The sequence below is a fragment of the Thiocapsa sp. genome (genome assembly GCF_011390875.1).
In the GTDB taxonomy this organism is placed as follows: Bacteria; Pseudomonadota; Gammaproteobacteria; order Chromatiales; family Chromatiaceae; genus Thiocapsa.
Window position 1 is genome coordinate 1 of sequence record NZ_JAABRP010000120.1, and the last position, 15,902, is coordinate 15,902.

Annotated in this window: 15 protein-coding genes and 1 pseudogene; 7 read left to right on the forward strand and 9 right to left on the reverse strand. The window is 65.1% G+C overall.

From position 1 onward, the window contains the following. Positions 1 to 200: 200 nt before the first annotated feature. Positions 201 to 1,115: an alpha/beta hydrolase gene (locus GPT33_RS11140; RefSeq protein WP_296808745.1), complete on the reverse strand. Its 915-nt coding sequence runs from the start codon at positions 1,113 to 1,115 to the stop codon at positions 201 to 203. A gap of 151 nt (positions 1,116 to 1,266) precedes the next feature. On the opposite strand from GPT33_RS11140, the gene GPT33_RS11145 reads away from it, so the two are divergent. After that, positions 1,267 to 1,764: a hypothetical protein gene (locus tag GPT33_RS11145; RefSeq protein WP_296808748.1), complete on the forward strand. Its 498-nt coding sequence runs from the start codon at positions 1,267 to 1,269 to the stop codon at positions 1,762 to 1,764. Between the two features lie 46 nt (positions 1,765 to 1,810). Here the strand turns inward: GPT33_RS11145 and GPT33_RS11150 are convergent, their stop codons facing one another. The 3 genes from GPT33_RS11150 to GPT33_RS11160 form a co-directional block, all read right to left on the reverse strand. Next, complete coding sequence (locus tag GPT33_RS11150; RefSeq protein WP_296808751.1) at positions 1,811 to 2,347, reverse strand: glutathione peroxidase; 537 nt, start codon at positions 2,345 to 2,347, stop codon at positions 1,811 to 1,813. Positions 2,348 to 2,482: 135 nt separating this feature from the next. Then, on the reverse strand, positions 2,483 to 4,003 hold the full coding sequence (locus GPT33_RS11155) for an alpha/beta hydrolase (RefSeq protein WP_296808755.1): 1,521 nt from the start codon (positions 4,001 to 4,003) through the stop codon (positions 2,483 to 2,485). A 45-nt stretch (positions 4,004 to 4,048) separates the two neighbouring features. Then, entirely contained in the window at positions 4,049 to 4,669 is a 621-nt protein-coding gene (locus GPT33_RS11160; RefSeq protein WP_296808758.1) for a hypothetical protein, read from the reverse strand. Between the two features lie 314 nt (positions 4,670 to 4,983). On the opposite strand from GPT33_RS11160, the gene GPT33_RS11165 reads away from it, so the two are divergent. Together GPT33_RS11165 and GPT33_RS11170 are read left to right on the forward strand one after the other, a co-directional pair. Next, entirely contained in the window at positions 4,984 to 5,208 is a 225-nt protein-coding gene (locus GPT33_RS11165) for a glycine zipper domain-containing protein (RefSeq protein WP_296808760.1), read from the forward strand. A gap of 156 nt (positions 5,209 to 5,364) precedes the next feature. Then, positions 5,365 to 5,859, forward strand: a complete 495-nt coding sequence (locus GPT33_RS11170) for a DUF1269 domain-containing protein (protein WP_296808763.1) — start codon at positions 5,365 to 5,367, stop codon at positions 5,857 to 5,859. Positions 5,860 to 5,942: 83 nt separating this feature from the next. Here the strand turns inward: GPT33_RS11170 and GPT33_RS11175 are convergent, their stop codons facing one another. The 3 genes from GPT33_RS11175 to GPT33_RS11185 all read right to left on the reverse strand — a co-directional run bounded on the left by GPT33_RS11175 (position 5,943) and on the right by GPT33_RS11185 (position 11,980). Further along, on the reverse strand, positions 5,943 to 9,590 hold the full coding sequence (locus tag GPT33_RS11175; protein ID WP_296808765.1) for a translocation/assembly module TamB domain-containing protein: 3,648 nt from the start codon (positions 9,588 to 9,590) through the stop codon (positions 5,943 to 5,945). An 84-nt stretch (positions 9,591 to 9,674) separates the two neighbouring features. Then, the gene (locus GPT33_RS11180; RefSeq protein ID WP_296808768.1) at positions 9,675 to 10,301 is read right to left on the reverse strand and encodes a DUF3611 family protein; all 627 of its coding nucleotides are present in this window, start codon (positions 10,299 to 10,301) and stop codon (positions 9,675 to 9,677) included. A gap of 452 nt (positions 10,302 to 10,753) precedes the next feature. Then, positions 10,754 to 11,980 carry a potassium/proton antiporter gene (locus GPT33_RS11185; RefSeq protein WP_296808771.1) on the reverse strand — a complete coding sequence of 409 codons (1,227 nt, stop codon included), beginning with the start codon at positions 11,978 to 11,980 and terminating at the stop codon, positions 10,754 to 10,756. A gap of 243 nt (positions 11,981 to 12,223) precedes the next feature. On the opposite strand from GPT33_RS11185, the gene GPT33_RS11190 reads away from it, so the two are divergent. Continuing rightward, a complete protein-coding gene (locus GPT33_RS11190) occupies positions 12,224 to 12,469 on the forward strand; it encodes a hypothetical protein (protein ID WP_296808774.1) in 246 nt (81 codons plus the stop codon). Between the two features lie 19 nt (positions 12,470 to 12,488). Beyond that, positions 12,489 to 12,548 (forward strand): annotated as a pseudogene (locus GPT33_RS18900) (hypothetical protein); the annotation flags it as partial. Here GPT33_RS18900 and GPT33_RS11195 read toward each other — a convergent pair. Next, the gene (locus GPT33_RS11195) at positions 12,520 to 13,371 is read right to left on the reverse strand and encodes an isocitrate lyase/PEP mutase family protein (protein WP_296808777.1); all 852 of its coding nucleotides are present in this window, start codon (positions 13,369 to 13,371) and stop codon (positions 12,520 to 12,522) included. The pseudogene GPT33_RS18900 and the gene GPT33_RS11195 overlap by 29 nt on opposite strands. Positions 13,372 to 13,612: 241 nt before the next feature. Here GPT33_RS11195 and GPT33_RS11200 point away from each other — a divergent pair, with 241 nt between their 5' ends. Continuing rightward, on the forward strand, positions 13,613 to 13,987 hold the full coding sequence (locus GPT33_RS11200; protein WP_296808780.1) for a DUF393 domain-containing protein: 375 nt from the start codon (positions 13,613 to 13,615) through the stop codon (positions 13,985 to 13,987). Positions 13,988 to 14,197: 210 nt separating this feature from the next. Here the strand turns inward: GPT33_RS11200 and radC are convergent, their stop codons facing one another. Next, on the reverse strand, positions 14,198 to 14,872 hold the full coding sequence (radC, locus tag GPT33_RS11205; protein WP_296808783.1) for a DNA repair protein RadC: 675 nt from the start codon (positions 14,870 to 14,872) through the stop codon (positions 14,198 to 14,200). Positions 14,873 to 14,940: 68 nt separating this feature from the next. On the opposite strand from radC, the gene coaBC reads away from it, so the two are divergent. After that, positions 14,941 to 15,902 (forward strand): bifunctional phosphopantothenoylcysteine decarboxylase/phosphopantothenate--cysteine ligase CoaBC (coaBC, locus tag GPT33_RS11210; protein ID WP_296808785.1); only part of this gene is annotated, 962 nt, incomplete at its 3' end.

Sequence of the window (15,902 nt, forward strand, 5' to 3'; positions counted from 1 at the left end):
CGAGATCATCGTGAGCCAGAATCTAGTCCTGTCGATCGACTATCTCGGCAAGCAAGACCCTGCCTGCAAGGAGCTTCTCGATGCCATCGGACGCTCACGGCTGGTCAAACAGCAACAGGTCGACCGTCAGGTGGCCAATCTATACCATCATCTTTAGTTCGAGGTCGTGCCGGGCCTGCATGCCGTTCGATCTGCGCGGATCATCGGGCGTCGGGGTTCTTGCTCGAGCGCGGGTCGAGCACCGTCGCGGTGAGGAACTCGCGTACCGCTCGGTGATACGCCTCGGGTTGCTCGATCATCGGCAGATGGCCGCAGTCATCGAGGCGAACCGCGCGGACGTTACGGATCCGTGCAGCAAGGGCGCGGGCACCGGATGGCGGCATCACGGCATCCGCATCCGCGTTGACCAACAGCGTCGGCGTCGCCATCGTCTCCAAGGCCACCGGGAAGACCGGGCTCCCGGCACCGACGGCACACTCGAGCGCACTGAGCGGATCCGTGCTTAAGAACTCCCGTACGCCGACACGCACCATCTCGTCGTCCGCGGGGAGCCGGCGCAGGACGTGTGCCGCGATCGCCCGATACACGAGCGGCTGAGCGCCGAACCAGGCGATCGCCGGGCGCGAGAGCGTGAGCCATGGCCGGGACATGACCAGCCAGGGCCGCCAGAGCGACAGGGCGAGATTCATCTGCCGGTAGGCCTGGGTTAGGGCGAGACGCTCGAGCGCGTTGCGGGCCATGCCCAAGCTGGTCAGCACCAGTCGATCGACCCGCTCGGGCCGATGTGCCGCGACCAGGATCGCGACGGCAGCACCCCAAGAATGGCCATTGAGGTCGAAGCGATCCAGGCCCAGGCGGTCGGCGAAGTCGATGACCAAGCTCGCCATTGCTTCGGGTCCGGTTGCGCCGGGTCTTCCGGGAGTGTCCCCGTGACCCGGAAGATCCAGGGCATAGAGATCGCGGATGTCCGAAAGGTGTTCCGCGGTGTGCTGCCAGTGTCGCGAGGTTCCACCCCAGCCGTGGACAAGCAGGAGAGGGGGTTTGCCGGTGGTGACCTTCCGATAGGCGACAGGGCCGTCGGCGAGCATCAGGCGATGCCGGGTCGAGAAGTCCATCGGCGTTGCTCCATCAAAGCGGGCTGCGAGGCCGGGGTATGCGGCTCGAGATACCCCGGCGATGAGCGGCGCAGCATAATGTCCGTCCGACGGGCTCGCAAGAGCTGCCTGGCTATTGCGCCAGCCCGGATCTAGGTTAAAGGGTACGACCATGACAAAACGAACCACGGCTTCGCCGGGAATGATCGTCGCTCTCGCCACCGCATCTGTTTTGGTCGCGAGCTGCTCGGGCTCGCGCGAGGATGTGCGCGTGAGCTTCTGCAAGAAGTTGGTGGCGACGCAAGTCGCATCGCCGAGCTCGGTGCGCTGGACCGACGTGCAGACACATCCCCGCGGCCATTCGGGGCTTTCGGTCGTGCTGGGGTTCGAGTCCGACGGATTAAGCGGGCCTCGGCAGGCGACCTGTCGCTATCGCTACAATGCAGTGGAAGACACCGCGTTGATGCTGAGCGATCCCTTGTCCGCCTATTCGACCTCCCCGGAGACCATGACGATCGACGGCGAGTCGCTCTCCAGGTCCGCACTCGCCGAGGCTGTCAAGCAGGCGATGATCGCCCAAGGCAAGGCGATCATCGACCGCGCACAGCAGGGGATCGAGGATGCCGCCGCGTTGGCGCGCGACCGGCTCGGCTCCGGAAACGGCAACTGATGCCTCCAGGCCGGTTTTGCGAACAACGCCGATCGGTCGACGGTGCTCAGAGCAAGCGTTCGATGGCCTGGATCATCTTCTCGCTCTCCGGGCCGGTGCGGCTGGGGAAGACCTCGACGACCTTGCCGTCTCGGTCGATCAGGTACTTGTAGAAGTTCCACTCGGGGTAGACGCCGGTCTCCCCGGCCAAGTGCTCGAAGAAGGGTGCCGCCGCACCCTGACGGACTTGCACCTTCTCGAACATCGGAAACTCCACCGAGTAGGTCAGACGGCAGAACTCCTGGATCTCTTTCTCGGTGCCGGGCTCCTGATTCGCAAAATCGTTGGACGGGAAGCCGAGCACCACCAACCCGCGATCACCATATTCGCGGTACAGGGCCTCGAGGCCCTCGTATTGGCCGGTGAAGCCGCATTTGCTGGCGGTGTTCACCGCAAGGATCACCTTCCCCTGATAGGCATCGCAAAGGCGCAGGGTCTCGTCGCCGGCGAGGCGACGCATCTCGAAATCGAGGGCCGGGGCGCAGGAGGCGGAGGCCGCGGTGGGCAGCAGGAGAGCCCCGAGCATCGGGAGCAAGACGAACATTCGCATTTTCAACACCTCATCGGGTTGTTCATGACCTAGACAAGGTGCGAGATATGGCGGTCAATCCCTGAACGCAATGGTCTGCCGTCGCGGAAATTTGTCCCGGCTCGGCGCCATGGCGGATCAACTGCCTTTTCACAAAGAGTCGACGCTGTTTGCTGCGTCCGCCCTGCTCGTCGGGCTGTCGTCGGTCGCGCCGAAGGGCGCATCGACGATCCCATCTTCGATCCGCTCGAGCAGGTAGGGGAAGAAGGGATTCCAGGACAGGCGCACCAGCGAGTCCAGACTCATGACCAGGACCCCGCGCTCGCCGCGGATGGCCAATGCCCCGAGGTGGGCACCGAAATCCTCGTTCTCGTTCGGCTCCAGACCGTAGAGCGAATCGTCGATCGGAAACGGCAGCGCGACGTGCGAAAGCGAAAAGACCTCGCGCGGATAGGTCAAACCCAACGCTCTAACCTGCTCCTCGGTCTCCCCCGCGTCGATCACCCGCTCGACCACCTCGCTGCTGTCCGGGTCGGCGTTGGCGATGACGGTGGTCTTAAAGCGGCGCGGTGTCGGCGGGAGAAGGCGCTCGAGCGCCGTCTCGGTGCCCGGCCGGATCAGCGGCCCGAACTTGGTGTTGCGGTTGATATCGAACAGCACCAGCTCGCTGCCGTTTTGCGGGAGCTGGGCGTAGAGGCTCGTCACGATGGCGCGCGTGCTGACGGTGAAATCGACCACGGATTGGAAGGTGATGATCGGGGGCAGGGCGTCGAGACGCCCGTCGCGGGCATGGCGGGCGATGCGTGGTTGCAGCGCACGGGTCAGGAGCGACGATTGGCGTGCCCCGTTGACCGGAAAGGAGTTGTATTTGAACGGATTGAACTCGGGGATGACGCCGAGCCAAGCCGCACTCGCGAACGCCGGAAAGATGGCGGGCAAGCCGGCGAATCCCGCGAATCGGGCCATCTCGGTGATCCCGATCATCGGCGTGATCAGGATGACCCGATTCGCTTGCCGCAGGGAAGGATCTTCGACGGCGTCCAGCACATACTTCATGGCGAGCGCTCCGCCGTTGGAGAAGCCCACCAACTGCAGGGGTGCCGAGGGTGCGATCCGGCGCACGGCCTCACGCACCGCCAAGCGTGTCGCGGCCGACCAATCCTCCCACTGCACGTTCGTTAGCCCGGCCGGGACGGTTCCGTGTCCGGGCAGGCGGATCCCGATCACGACATAGCCTGACGCGCGGTAGCGTTGGCCGATGTGACGCAGGCTGTAGGGGGAGTCCGTCAGACCGTGAAGCAGGACGACCGCACCTCGGGGCTCACCGTCGGGCTCGAGGACATAGGAGCGGTTCCAGTCCCGGGCGAAGCGCCCCGGATAGAGCGGACTCCCTTCGAAATAGCGATTGGAGAGGATGCGTTCCTCCGGGGCGAGCCTGTCGGTGACCTCCGTGCGCACTTGGTCGAAGAGCGTCTGCTCGCGCTCCAGATACGCCGCCCAGTCGGACCTGTCGAGCTCCTCGGCGACCATTTCGTCGGGGGTGAAGGTGTGCCACGGGGCGAGCGGCGCGCTTTGGTAGGCGTCGAAGGTGCGCACGGCGAGGAAGGTCAATACGCTCACTGCAATGAGCTGTGCGACCAATTTCAGGATTCGGGCGGTCCTCGCAAGCATCGGACGGTCCTCGTTTGGAACGATAGGCGGTGTTGCGGAGCAAAATCAGGCTTCCGAGGCGTCGCGGACACTCTCGAAGAGATCGATGTCCCAGGCCACCAGATCGCGTCGGACGGCGTCCGCGCGCATTCGCGGCAGCAGGCGGGCGAGATCCTCGCCCCCGACGACGCCCACGAGCGCGCCCGGTGCCTCGCGTGCATACTCAAGCGCATGCCAGGCCAGGATGGCGGCGCCGACCGCGGTCGGATAGGAGATGTAGGTCGCCCCGGCATAGGGTGTGTTGAGCAGGTCATGATAGCGCAGGTAGCTCAGGCCGACCGTCTCGATCACGGGCCCGTTGAATTCCGGCAATGCGGCGTTGACCACCATGGCCGCACCCTTCAGTGCGCTCTCGTATCCGGGCTCCAGCGCAAACACCGGCGCAAAGTCGGGTACGCCGATGAACTCGATTCGGTCGAAGATGCGCTCGGCATGAAAGAGGGCATCGCGCGCGGCGTCCGGGTTCACCACACAGACAACGAAGCGCACCGGGACGTCGTCGCGCTCGGCAAGCTCGGAGAGGCAGATCAGGAGCGCAGACCCGACAGCACCGAGCCCGAAAAAAACGATCTTGGTCGGCTGGCAGCTTCCTCCAGTCGCAGACCCCGTCACATTGGCGGCCGGCATCGTCACCCTCCTTCCGGAGAATCTGAGCTATGATCGCGGAGCCGGATTCCGGCTCGAAAGGGTCGGAACCCCCCGAAGGGATGCACCTACGACCGCCGGAAGATACGCCGAAGGCCGTCGGTGAACAAGCCGACCCGGGTTGCGATGCTTCGGCGACACGCCGAACGTCGCCGCCGAGCGCGTGGGTCACCGGCGTGGACCGGATCCCTCAGGGCGACCCGTCAGACTCGCCCGAGGATACGCATCCGAGCGCTTTAACGTGAAGGAAACTGCCCGTTCGCGGGGCGTCGAGACTGAGATTAGGAGAGACCAACTTGAAGACGATCGCTATCCCTTTGATCCTCGTTGCGGCTGCTGCACTTTCCGGCTGCGGAAACACCACCGGGGCCCGTGTCGGAACCGGCACGGCGCTTGGCCTTGCGACCGGCGCCGCGATTGGGTCATTCACCGCTCAGGCCGGAGCAGGCGCGCTGATCGGTGCCGGTGTCGGGGCGCTCGGAGGCTATCTAATGGACGAGCATAAAAGGGGCAATCTGTAATTCCGTAGTGCGGGCCCACAACGTGCCCGCATCGAACCGATCCCGAGACTTCCGAGGTTTTTTGGCTTAGCGCGCGACGGTTTTCGCGCATGACCGGGAACCGCTCGAGCCGCCCTGTGCACCCTGATCCTTAGAAACATCCACGAGGCCAAGTCCATGAGTGATCTGATTGTCGTTTCGTTCCCCGAGGAACATCTGGCGTTCGAGCTGCGCGCCGAGCTTGGCAAGATGCAGAAGGCTTACCTCATCGACATGGAAGACGTGGTCATCGTGACCAAGGACGATTCAGGTAAGGTCAAGCTTCATCAGGCTGTGAATCTCTCCGCGGTCGGCGCGGTCGGCGGCGGCTTCTGGGGGATGTTGATCGGTTTGGTGTTCCTCAACCCGCTTCTCGGCGCGGCGGTCGGTGCCGGTGCCGGTGCGCTGTCCGGCAAATTCTCGGATATCGGCATCAACGACGACTTTATGAAAGGCCTGGCGCAGAACTTCCAACCCGGATGCTCCGCGGTCTTCATCCTGGTGCGCAAGGTCACGGCGGACAAGGTCCTCGAGGGGCTCGCGGAGTTCAAGGGCAAAGGCAAGGTGCTGCAGACCTCGCTGGAAAAGGATCAGGAAGAGAGCCTGAAGGCGTTTCTGGAAGGGGCGAGCTGAGCCACACCTCGAGTGGAGGACGGCGCGGGCAATCCGCGCCGCTCGTTCCTTCGGCGCTCGACAACTGGACCGGCCGACGCCGGTCATTCGCCGACGATTGCGCCGTCCGGGGCGGGTTCCATCCCCGTTTTGCCGGACCTTGCCGGTTCGAAGCTCCAAAACAGATCGACACTCGGGCGCTGGCCGCTCTGGGCTTCCAGCTGGATGCGGTCGGTGAGGTTGCGGCGCAGCCTGAATCGATTCCGGGCATCGCCGAGTCCGGTTTCGTATTCGAGGAAGGTCCCGGGTGCGATGTAACGGCCGAAGGCGAGCGCTGCGCTTTGGTCCGCATCCGTGCCGCCGGGAGCAATTCCGGTGACCAGGAAGGTGATCGCGTCGGATTGGCTCATCGCCGGATCCGTGTTCGAGAAAAAGGTGAACTGCGGGTCGGCGAGTGTGCCGATGACCCGGACGTTGGCCGTTGTCCTGCCGCTCCCGCGTTCGGCAAGAAAGAGCAGCCCTGGATTCCGGATCGGGTTTCGGACCCATACCAGCTGACCGCGTGAAATCGCCAAAGGTGCAACCAGATCCGCCGCCGGCCCGAGCCCGGTCGGAATCCGGTAGCGGCCGCCGAGGATCTGCAACTGTCCGTTGCCCAAGAGGTCGCGGCCGGGCGTTTGGATCAGGTTGAGGTTCCCCACGAGTCGTCCGGACAAACCGAAGGCATCCAGATTGACCCCCTCGCCGACGCGCAGCCCGATTACGAGGTCGATCGGATACCGTGGCGGGCGGTCAGTCCCCTTGATGATGACGTCGTTCGAGGGTCTCACCGTTCCTTCGGGAAGCGCGCGCGGGTTGATCCGTGCCTCGGGGATGAGAATCTCGCCCCGCACCCGAGCGCCCTCGGCCGTTGCCTCCAGATCGAGCCTCGGCGAGACTCTGACGAAATATTCGTTCGTGTCGATCACGACGAGGCGCTCCCCGGTGGCTCGAATCCGCGCACTCGGGCCAGCGGGACCGAGACCGCCCTCGCCGCCGATCTCCAGACGCTCGCCGCCGACGTCGGCGCCGCCCGAAAGGCGGATGCGCTCTGCCGAAGCAGCGTTTGCCGAGAGTGTCAGGTCCGCGACCTCCAGACCGATCAGCGGAACATTGAATCCCGCGTGCTCGACACGGACATCGCCGCGAACGCCGGGTTGGCCGAGCGTGCCGCCCAGCGCGATATCCGCGCCGAGCGTGCCGCGCAAGCGGGTCAGTTGGGGAATCGGGTCCGCAAACCGTTCCAATCCGGCGAATTGCGCTCGGAACCGACCGTTTACCGGCTGTGTGGAGCGGAGCGGATCATTGAGCCGCCACCCGGCCAGCTCCAAATCGACATCGGCTTGGCCCAATCCTTCCAGCGGCAAGACCAGCCGACCGCGCAGGTTGGCGGGCATTGCATCGACATCGAATCGTGCGCCCGAAAACACGAGGACCTGATCCTGGCCGCGTGCGGACGGGAGACTCACGCGAGCAGACGGAAGGTTGGCCGTCGCGCGTCCTTCCAAGCGCGTCCCGGCGGCGACGAAGCGCCCGTCGAACGCTGCGCGACCGTCCAGCGAGAGCCCCTTCGGCAATAAGGGCGCGAGGAGGTCGAGATCGAGTCGGTCAAGAGCGACCGCCACCATCAGGGCCGTGCTCGCGTCCCGCGAGACCTCGAGACAACCGCCTGATCCGCGCTCGTGCCGCAGGCAGAAGGGTCCCGCGGCGAAGGTTGGCCAGGCGACCTCGATCGGCCCGGCTTGTTGGAGCCTCCATGCCTCGAAATCCCGGCTGTCCAGACGCAGCTGTGTGACCTGTCCGCGATAGTGGCCTGTTTCCGCGAGACCGCCCGCGAGGGCCAACTCGACCGAGAGCGGATCGCCCTCCAGCGACAGACCGAGCCGGTGGTCCGCTCGGCGGCCCTCGCCCCGGATCGAGAGACGCTTCCAAGGCCGACCCTCGATCAGAAGATCTTGTCCATCCAGGCGGATCTCCAAAGATCCGTCGGGCGAGAGATCCAGGTCGGCACGGGCGGATAGACGTCCGGTGGCGTGTCCGGCCAACCCCAAGTCCCCGGCGTTGAGCTTGATCAGCATGCGCGCCGAGCCGATGGATCCCGAGACCGAACCGGAGGCTTCTAAACGCCCGGCAGCGCCCGGGTAGAGGCTCGCCAGGTCGGGCGAGTCGAGTGCGAAGCGCAAATCGAGCGACCTATCCAGCGCGCCGTCGATGCGCAGCGTGCTCGGCCCGGATCGGGCGCGAAAGCCATCGATGACCAGTCGGCCCTCGGCGAGCGCAAAGTCTCCGGTCGCGGAAACCGGATAGCCGCGCAGCTCGCCGCTTAGTCCTTCGAGTGCAGCCGTCAACGCAGGCCCCGTCTCGGTGAGCCGGCCGCGGCTCGCGAGCTGCAGATCGAGGAGGCCCGACCAGAGCTCGGGGTCGGCATCCGCGACGAATGCGGCGAGCAACTCGGCAGGGTTCAGCGCCGCACCGCTCAAGTACAGATCCCAAGCCGGTGCCGAGACCGAAGGGGCGGGTCCGGTCGCCTCCGATCGTGCTCGGACTGCATCGACATCAACGCCGGTGGTTGCGTTCAGGTCGATCGTACCCCTCGCGGAGAGTTGCATGCCCGAGCCGGCGCGGCGCAGATCCAGGGACCGGATCTCCACGACGGGATCCTCCCACAGCAGATCCACCGAGGCGGCGAGACGTCCGAGAGCGGGTCGCTCGGCGGGCTGGGCTTGGATCTCGCCGGTTATTGCGGTCGACGCACTATCCCCGCGGATTGCGAGGGTGCCGCTGACCGCGACCTCGCGCAGACCGGCATCGAAGGCGGGCAGATCCAGAGCCACAAGCTCAAGCGTGCCGCTCCACCGTGGACGTCCAAGCGGATCGCTGAGCTCGACATCGAGATCCAGGTCGGCGGAGCCGGTCACCGTGCTCAGGACAGCGAGATCCGCCAGGTCTCCGTCCAGACGGGTGTGCCCCAATACGCGGGCGCCCGGCGTCAACTGGAGCTCCCAGTTCACGTCAAGGTCGAGCGGGTAAGCGCCGGTCAACCGCGCGGTTCCGCTGCCGAGCGCCTCGAACGCCGGATCAATCAGGACGACACCGACGCGTTCAATGGTCATCAGGCCGTCCTCGAGTCGCCCGGAGAGCTCGGCGCGATCGATCACGGCAACGGGTCGGTCGCTGTCCGCCGCGAAGATTCGCAGGCGCTCCACGCGTGCGGCGCCCAGCTCGAGGGACAGCGGCAAGAGAAGATCGGGCAGAACAACAGCGTCCTCGGAGCCTCGCGCGCGATCGCTCCAAACCAGGTCGACGTCCGTGGCATGGATTTCGGCGAACGACAGGGTTCCGCCAAACGCCCGGAGGGGCGACCACGCGAGATCGATGCGGCCGATGCGGATCGCGACGGCCTGCAACTGGATCGAGAGATCGGCGACGGCGATACGACCGAGTAGCCGCCCCTCAACCTGACCGACTTGAAAATTGTCCGGGACCAGCTCGGCAAATAGATCGAGAAGCGTGCGCAGACCGGACTGAGTTGTACCAAGCCAGAGCAGGAGCAGCAGGAAGACGAGAGGAAACCCGGCAAAAGGCCGCGGATTCGGGATGCGAAACGGACGCTGCCGCCGAGGCGGAAGGAGCGCGAGTGCGGCAGGATCGGCGTCGGATGCCCCGGCGGGGAGCGGTGCCCGCGGACCCTCGGTGTCGGGCAGATCGGTCATCGGCGTCCGAAAAGAAGGCTGTGGACGACCGCCGCGTCGGCGCGGCGCGCGACGCGGCGGGATGACCGAGCGGGCAGACCCGGTCTAGACGACGACTTTGCCTCCGCCGTACTCGGGCGAGCCTTCGGTGACTCGGAACAGCAGCCAGAGGCTGAAGACCATGACGACCAGCTCGGCCAACAGGGTCATGACCATGGACATGAGGCTGAGCATATCGACAGCCGAGACCCAGCTCGCCGGACCCATACCCGTCGTCTGAATAACCGGAACGCCACCTTGCGGCGTTGAGAGGAAATAGAAGAGAAGATGGGCGACCTCGATGAACATCACCACGATCGTGAAGAGGATCGCCACGCTGCTCGCCACCAGACCGACCCAGACGGTTCCTGCAAGGTCTTCCTCCGAGGGGGACTGCTCCGGACCGGCGATCCGCTTGGCAATCCGCGTATAGCGATAGAACCAAAAGGTGGTGAAGACCAGGATCGCCAGGCTTCCCATCGTCAAATACTCGACAATCGGTAAGCCGGCACGCGGCCCGCTGGGTGACTGTGCGAAGACGAAGGTGTAGCTCATGAGCACGATCGGGATCGCCCCCACCACGATCTGGATCCAGAGTCCGGTCCAGCCCAGCCGCGCAAACGATCTCGCCAAACTGATGCGCGGCAAGGTACGGGTCTTTCTCAATGAATTCTCGATGAACTTCTTGAACATGTCGATCTCATCCTTAACCGGGGTTGGCTGTCATAAAACCCGCGAGCGGGCGGTTTTCGTCAACAAGCTTCAAACACCTTCGACGTGTCTCCGGCCGTCTCGCATTGCATGCTGAAAACAAGACATCCGATCCCTGCGCGACTGCGTCGATCGCCGGTTCGGCGAAGGACTTGGACGGGACGCGGCCGGCCAGGCTCGGCGGGCGATTCGACTCTCTCGAAAACCCCCGGATTGGCGGGGCAAAAGCATAGTCGGGCTCCCGCATCGCCGCAAGGCGTTTGTGGATTTGGAAAGCGCGCTCGACGGCGGCTACCTGTGTCGATCCGCCTCGCAGCAGGCAGAGGGCTGCGGTGTTCGCGTATCGGATCGCCCTGTCGATTTTTACGCATGGGCCCCTTTGGATTGCCGCTGCTGCATCGCCGCTGCGGCACATGCGCCGAGCGGATCGACCGTTATTGCGAGTGCTTGATCCGGTCCGTCGCGGGCGCCTCGCCCTTGTCCTCGAGATCGAGCCGCCGCGCCAGCCACGGGACGGTCCAGCCTTGCAGAACGAGCGAGGCGATCACCACCATGAAGACGACATTGAAGAAGTTCACGTCCACAGGGCCGGGGCTCATGACCGGGATGATCGCGAGAAAGATAGGGACCGCTCCCCGCAAGCCCACCCAAGAAATAAAGAGACGCTCTTCGAGACTAAATCTAAAGGGTGCCAGACTGACGGCCACGGCGAGCGGTCGGGCGATGAAGATGAGGAGAAACGCCACTCCGGCCGCGTGCATGATCTCGCCGGAAAACTGATGCGGCGTGACCAGCAAGCCGAGCATAAGGAACATCAGGATCTGACTGAGCCAGGCGAGGCTCCCGTGCGTGATGTTCAACTCTTCCCGACGCAACCCGCCGACGCGATCCATCAGGACGACCCCGCAGAGATATACCGCCAGATAACCGCTGCCGCCGATCAATTGGGTGCCGCCGAACAGGGCCATCGCCCCGGACAGGGCCAACACGGCAAAGAGCCCGCTCGCCAGCTCGAGGCGGTTGATCAGCCAGGCGAGGATCCGCCCTCCGAGAAGGCCCGCGACAGCCCCCACCCCCAACTGCAGCGCGAAGGTTCCGCCCAGCGACCACGACAGCTCGGCACTCCCGGCATCGACGAAGGACACCAGGACGATGGTCAGAAAAATCGCCATCGGATCGTTGAGGCCGGACTCGACCACGATCGTCTCCATGACGCGACCTTTCAGGTTGATGCCTCGCCCTTGCAGCAGCAGGAAGGTTGCCGCCGCGTCCGTCGATCCGATGACGGCGCCGAGCAACAGGGCCACCAGCAAGGAAACCCCAAGCAACCAGATCGACACGCCGACCACGGCAGCGGTGATGACCACGCCGACCGTCGCGAGCATCAGTGCCGGACCCCAGCAGACGCGGATATCGTGAACGCGGGTACCCAAACCACCCGCAAACAGGATCACCGCCAGTGCAATGCTGCCCACATGATAGGCGAGCTCGAAGTCGTCGAACGCGTAACCCCCCGGCCCGTCCTGACCAACGAGCATGCCGATCCCGAGGAAGATCAGGAGGATCGGCGCGCCGAGGCGGATCGCGAGCGGGCTTAGGAGAACGCTCAACAGAACCAAGCCGGCGACCACCAAGAGTGCCCATTCCAATGACTCGATCACGCGCTGCCCCTTCTCATTTTTACTTGACCTCGCAGGCGTCGGGCTTTCACCCCGCGGCGTTCCGCGCGCTTTGGACAGTGGTGAACCTACCGCGATGACCTTTGCCGAGGCAATAAGAATCAGCGACGACCTTCGCACGCGAACGCGAGGGGACCACAGGGACGGACCAGATCGATGCCGAGGAGACCAACATCCCGCCGTTAGGGTCGCGGATCTGGCCTTCGCTGTTGGCTGTCTGACCGGATGGCCGATCTCCAGGCGGCCGTCCCTCTTGTCGTGGTGTTTCTGTTTTCCTTTGGACTCATGTGGTTGGCCTCCAGCGAGGAGCAACGCCTCGGCTATCTTGACGCAATCGACCTCGGGCAGTGGGCGCGTTCTTTGCCGGAAGTGGATGACCCCTTCGAAGTCTTGCCCATCGCCGGTCGCTCATCTGCGCAGACGCCATTCCTGATTCCGGACGCCGAACCCCACGCGCAAGGCCCAGCGTGAGGTCTATCGCTACACCGACGATGCGGGCCGAGCTGTGTTTTCCGATCGCCTCAGTAGCGCTTCAATAGATCGTCGTAGGCATCGAATCCGACCAGCTCGCGGAGCGTGCGGAAGTCGACGCGGCGCTGCGGTGTGCGGCCGGCGGCCAGCTCGGCGAGGGCCTCGCGCATCGCGAAGACCGCGGCGCTCAACAGGGTCAGCGGGTAGGCGGTGATGCCGTATCCGATCTGCGCGAGCACTGCGGGCGGCAGGATGGGCGTGATGCCCTCTTCGAGCATGTTGGCCATCTTGATGCCGGGGACTTCAGTGCAGAAGCGGCACATCTCGGCCTCGTCGCGCGGTGCTTCGAGAAAGAGGATGTCGGCGCCCAGGTCCGCGAACGCATGCATCCGCCATAGCGCTTCATCAAGTCCGAGGACGCTGCGTGCATCGGTGCGCGCGACGATCAGGGGGCCTGCGCCGGCGTCGCGTGCATCCACGGCGGCGCGCACCCGGCGGATCGCCTCTTCGCGGTCCACGACCTCCTTCACCCCGGTGTGGCCGCAGCGTTTCGGCGTGACCTGATCCTCGATCATGACGCCGGCGAACCCGGCACCGGCGTACTGATCGACGGTTCGTCGGACGTTGGCGGGATTGCCGTGGCCCGTGTCGCCGTCGCCGATAACCGGGATCCGCACCGCATCGCAGATGGCGCGTCCCTGGTCGAGCATCTCGGTCACCGAGATCAGCCCGGTATCGGGCAGGGCGAGGCGGCTCGCCGAGACCGCGAAACCACTCATGAAGGTCAGCGGGAACCCGGCCTGCTCGATTAATCGCGCCGACAGGGCATCAAAACAGCAGGGCATGACGAGCATGTCGCCGCGATCTAGGAGCATGCGCAGCCGGGCGGCGGGATCGTTCAAGTGAGTCGGTCCTGTCGTTTGTGCCGAAGGTCGAGTATAGCCGCCGACGGCGACCTGCGCGGTTGCGGCCCAAGATCATCGCGCCGTTTGAGTCTCGAAGCGAACCCTGGTGGCCAACGATATCCATGAGTTTGCGCGGCTCGAGGCGTTACGGGTCGAGCAGTGGGGTTGAGCGATCGCGCGTGTGCATCCATCTCCGCCCCATCCAGAGCACCATCCCGGACATCGACGCAACCACACCATGACCGCATTCACGGCCTATTTCGACGGCGGCTGCCCGCTCTGCAGCAAAGAGATCGCCCATTACCGCAGAATCGACAAGGCGGGGATGATTCATTGGGTCGACATCACCGATGACGGCGGCGCATTGGCCGACGCCGGGATCGGCCGCACGGACGCCATGCGCCGCATCCACGCCAAGGAGACCGACGGCCGCATACTGATCGGAGTGCCGGCCTTCGTCGCGATCTGGCGTCGACTTCCGGGCTACCGTCGTCTCGCGGCCTTGGTGCAGGGCCTGCGCCTGGTGGGGCCGCTCGATTGGGGATACGCGCGCTTTGCGGACTGGAGGTTGAGGCGCCGGTGCAAGGACGGCGCCTGTACATTGACGCCGTGAGCGACGATTCGGAAACAAGGTAAACACCTTAGATCACCGCGTAGGATGGGTAGAACGTCAGCGAAACCCATCCTCCAAACCGCCGCATCGCCGGTTTTGGTCTGATGCGCTTGGCGCGGGATGGATGGGTTTCGCTTCGCTCTACCCATCCTACATTTTTGGTTTTTTGAATTTTTCCGGAAGGTTGCGACGAGCTGACTCCGTCCGAAACTAAAGAAGTCCTCGCTCGGCCAAGGACGTTCCCTCGCCGTCGCCGATGATGACGTGATCCAGAACGCGCACGTCGATCAGACTCAGTGCTTCCTTGAGCCGCTGCGTGATCCGCAGGTCCGCCTGGCTGGGCTCGGCCACACCCGAGGGATGGTTGTGGGCAAAGATCACGGCGGCGGCGTTGGTGGCGAGCACTCGCTGCACGACCACTCGAGGGTGAACGCTGGCCCCGTCGATCGTGCCCTGGAACAGCTCGTCGTAGCTGATGACGCGGTGTCGGTTGTCGAGGAAGAGGCAGGCGAAGATCTCGTGCGGCGAGCCGTAGAGGCGCAGCTTGAGATAGTCGCGTGTGGCCTCCGGGCTGGTCAGGACATCTTGACCTCGAATCCGGGATAGCAGGTAGCGGTGGCTGAGCTCGAGGACCGCCTGAAGCTCGGCGAACTTGGCGGTGCCGAGACCCTTGCCCTCGCAAAACCTCTTCTTGTCCGCGGCGAGCAGCCCGACGAGACCGTCGAAGTCCGCGAGCAGCTCGCGCGCTAGATCCACCGCACTCTTGCCGCGTACGCCGGTGCGCAGAAACAGCGCCAGCAGCTCGGCGTCCGAGAGTGCGCCCGCCCCCCGCTCCAGGAGCTTCTCCCGCGGCCGTTCACCCTCCGGCCAGTCCTTGATCGGCATGCGACCTCCGTCGATGGGTTGCGTTAAACTGCGGCCTGTTCCACAGACGCAGTGTACACGTAAAGGTCATGGATCCAAGCCCCCGCAATCAGGTGCTGCTCGGTGTCGGTGGCGGTATCTCCGCCTACAAATCGGTTGACCTGGTGCGTCGCCTGCGCGAGCGCGGCTATGTCGTGAGGGTGGTCATGACACACGCGGCGACAGCGTTTGTCGGCCCTTTGAGCTTTCAGGCGGTCTCCGGTCATCCGGTGCGGACCGACCTGCTCGACCCGGCGGCCGAGGCGGGCATGGGACATATCGAGCTGGCACGCTGGGCGGATCGGCTGCTGATCGCCCCGGCGACCGCAGACCTGATGGCGCGCCTGGCGGCCGGGATCGCCGACGACCTGCTCACGACCTTGGCCCTTGCGACCGAGGCGCCACTGATCCTCGCCCCGGCGATGAACCAACAGATGTGGCGTCACCCCGCAACTCAAGACAACCTGGCCCGGCTGGTGGCCCGCGGCGCGCGGATCCTGGGTCCGGGTGTCGGCAGCCAAGCCTGCGGCGACCAAGGCCCGGGACGGATGCTCGAGCCGCTCGAGATCGCCGAGGCGCTGAGCGGCTCCGACCTGCAACCGCTGGCCGGCGTGCGCGTCCTCCTGACCGCCGGGCCGACCCGCGAGCCGCTCGACCCGGTGCGCTATCTGGGTAATCGCAGCTCCGGGCGCATGGGATATGCACTGGCGGCCGCGCTGACCGATCTGGGCGCACGCGTGGTCCTGGTCAGCGGACCGAGCGCCTTGACGCCGCCTGCGGTGGCCGAGCTGGTCAAGGTCGAGACGGCCTTGGAGATGCACGCCGCCGTGACGGCGCGCAGCCGCGACTGCGACATCTTCGTCGCGACCGCCGCGGTGGCGGACTACCGGCCCGCCGAGCCCGCGGGGAGCAAGATCAAGAAGGCCGCCGATGCGCTGGAGATCCGGCTGGTGCGCAATCCGGATATCCTGGCCGAGGTCGCCGCTCTGCCGACGCCGCCTTTCACGCTGGG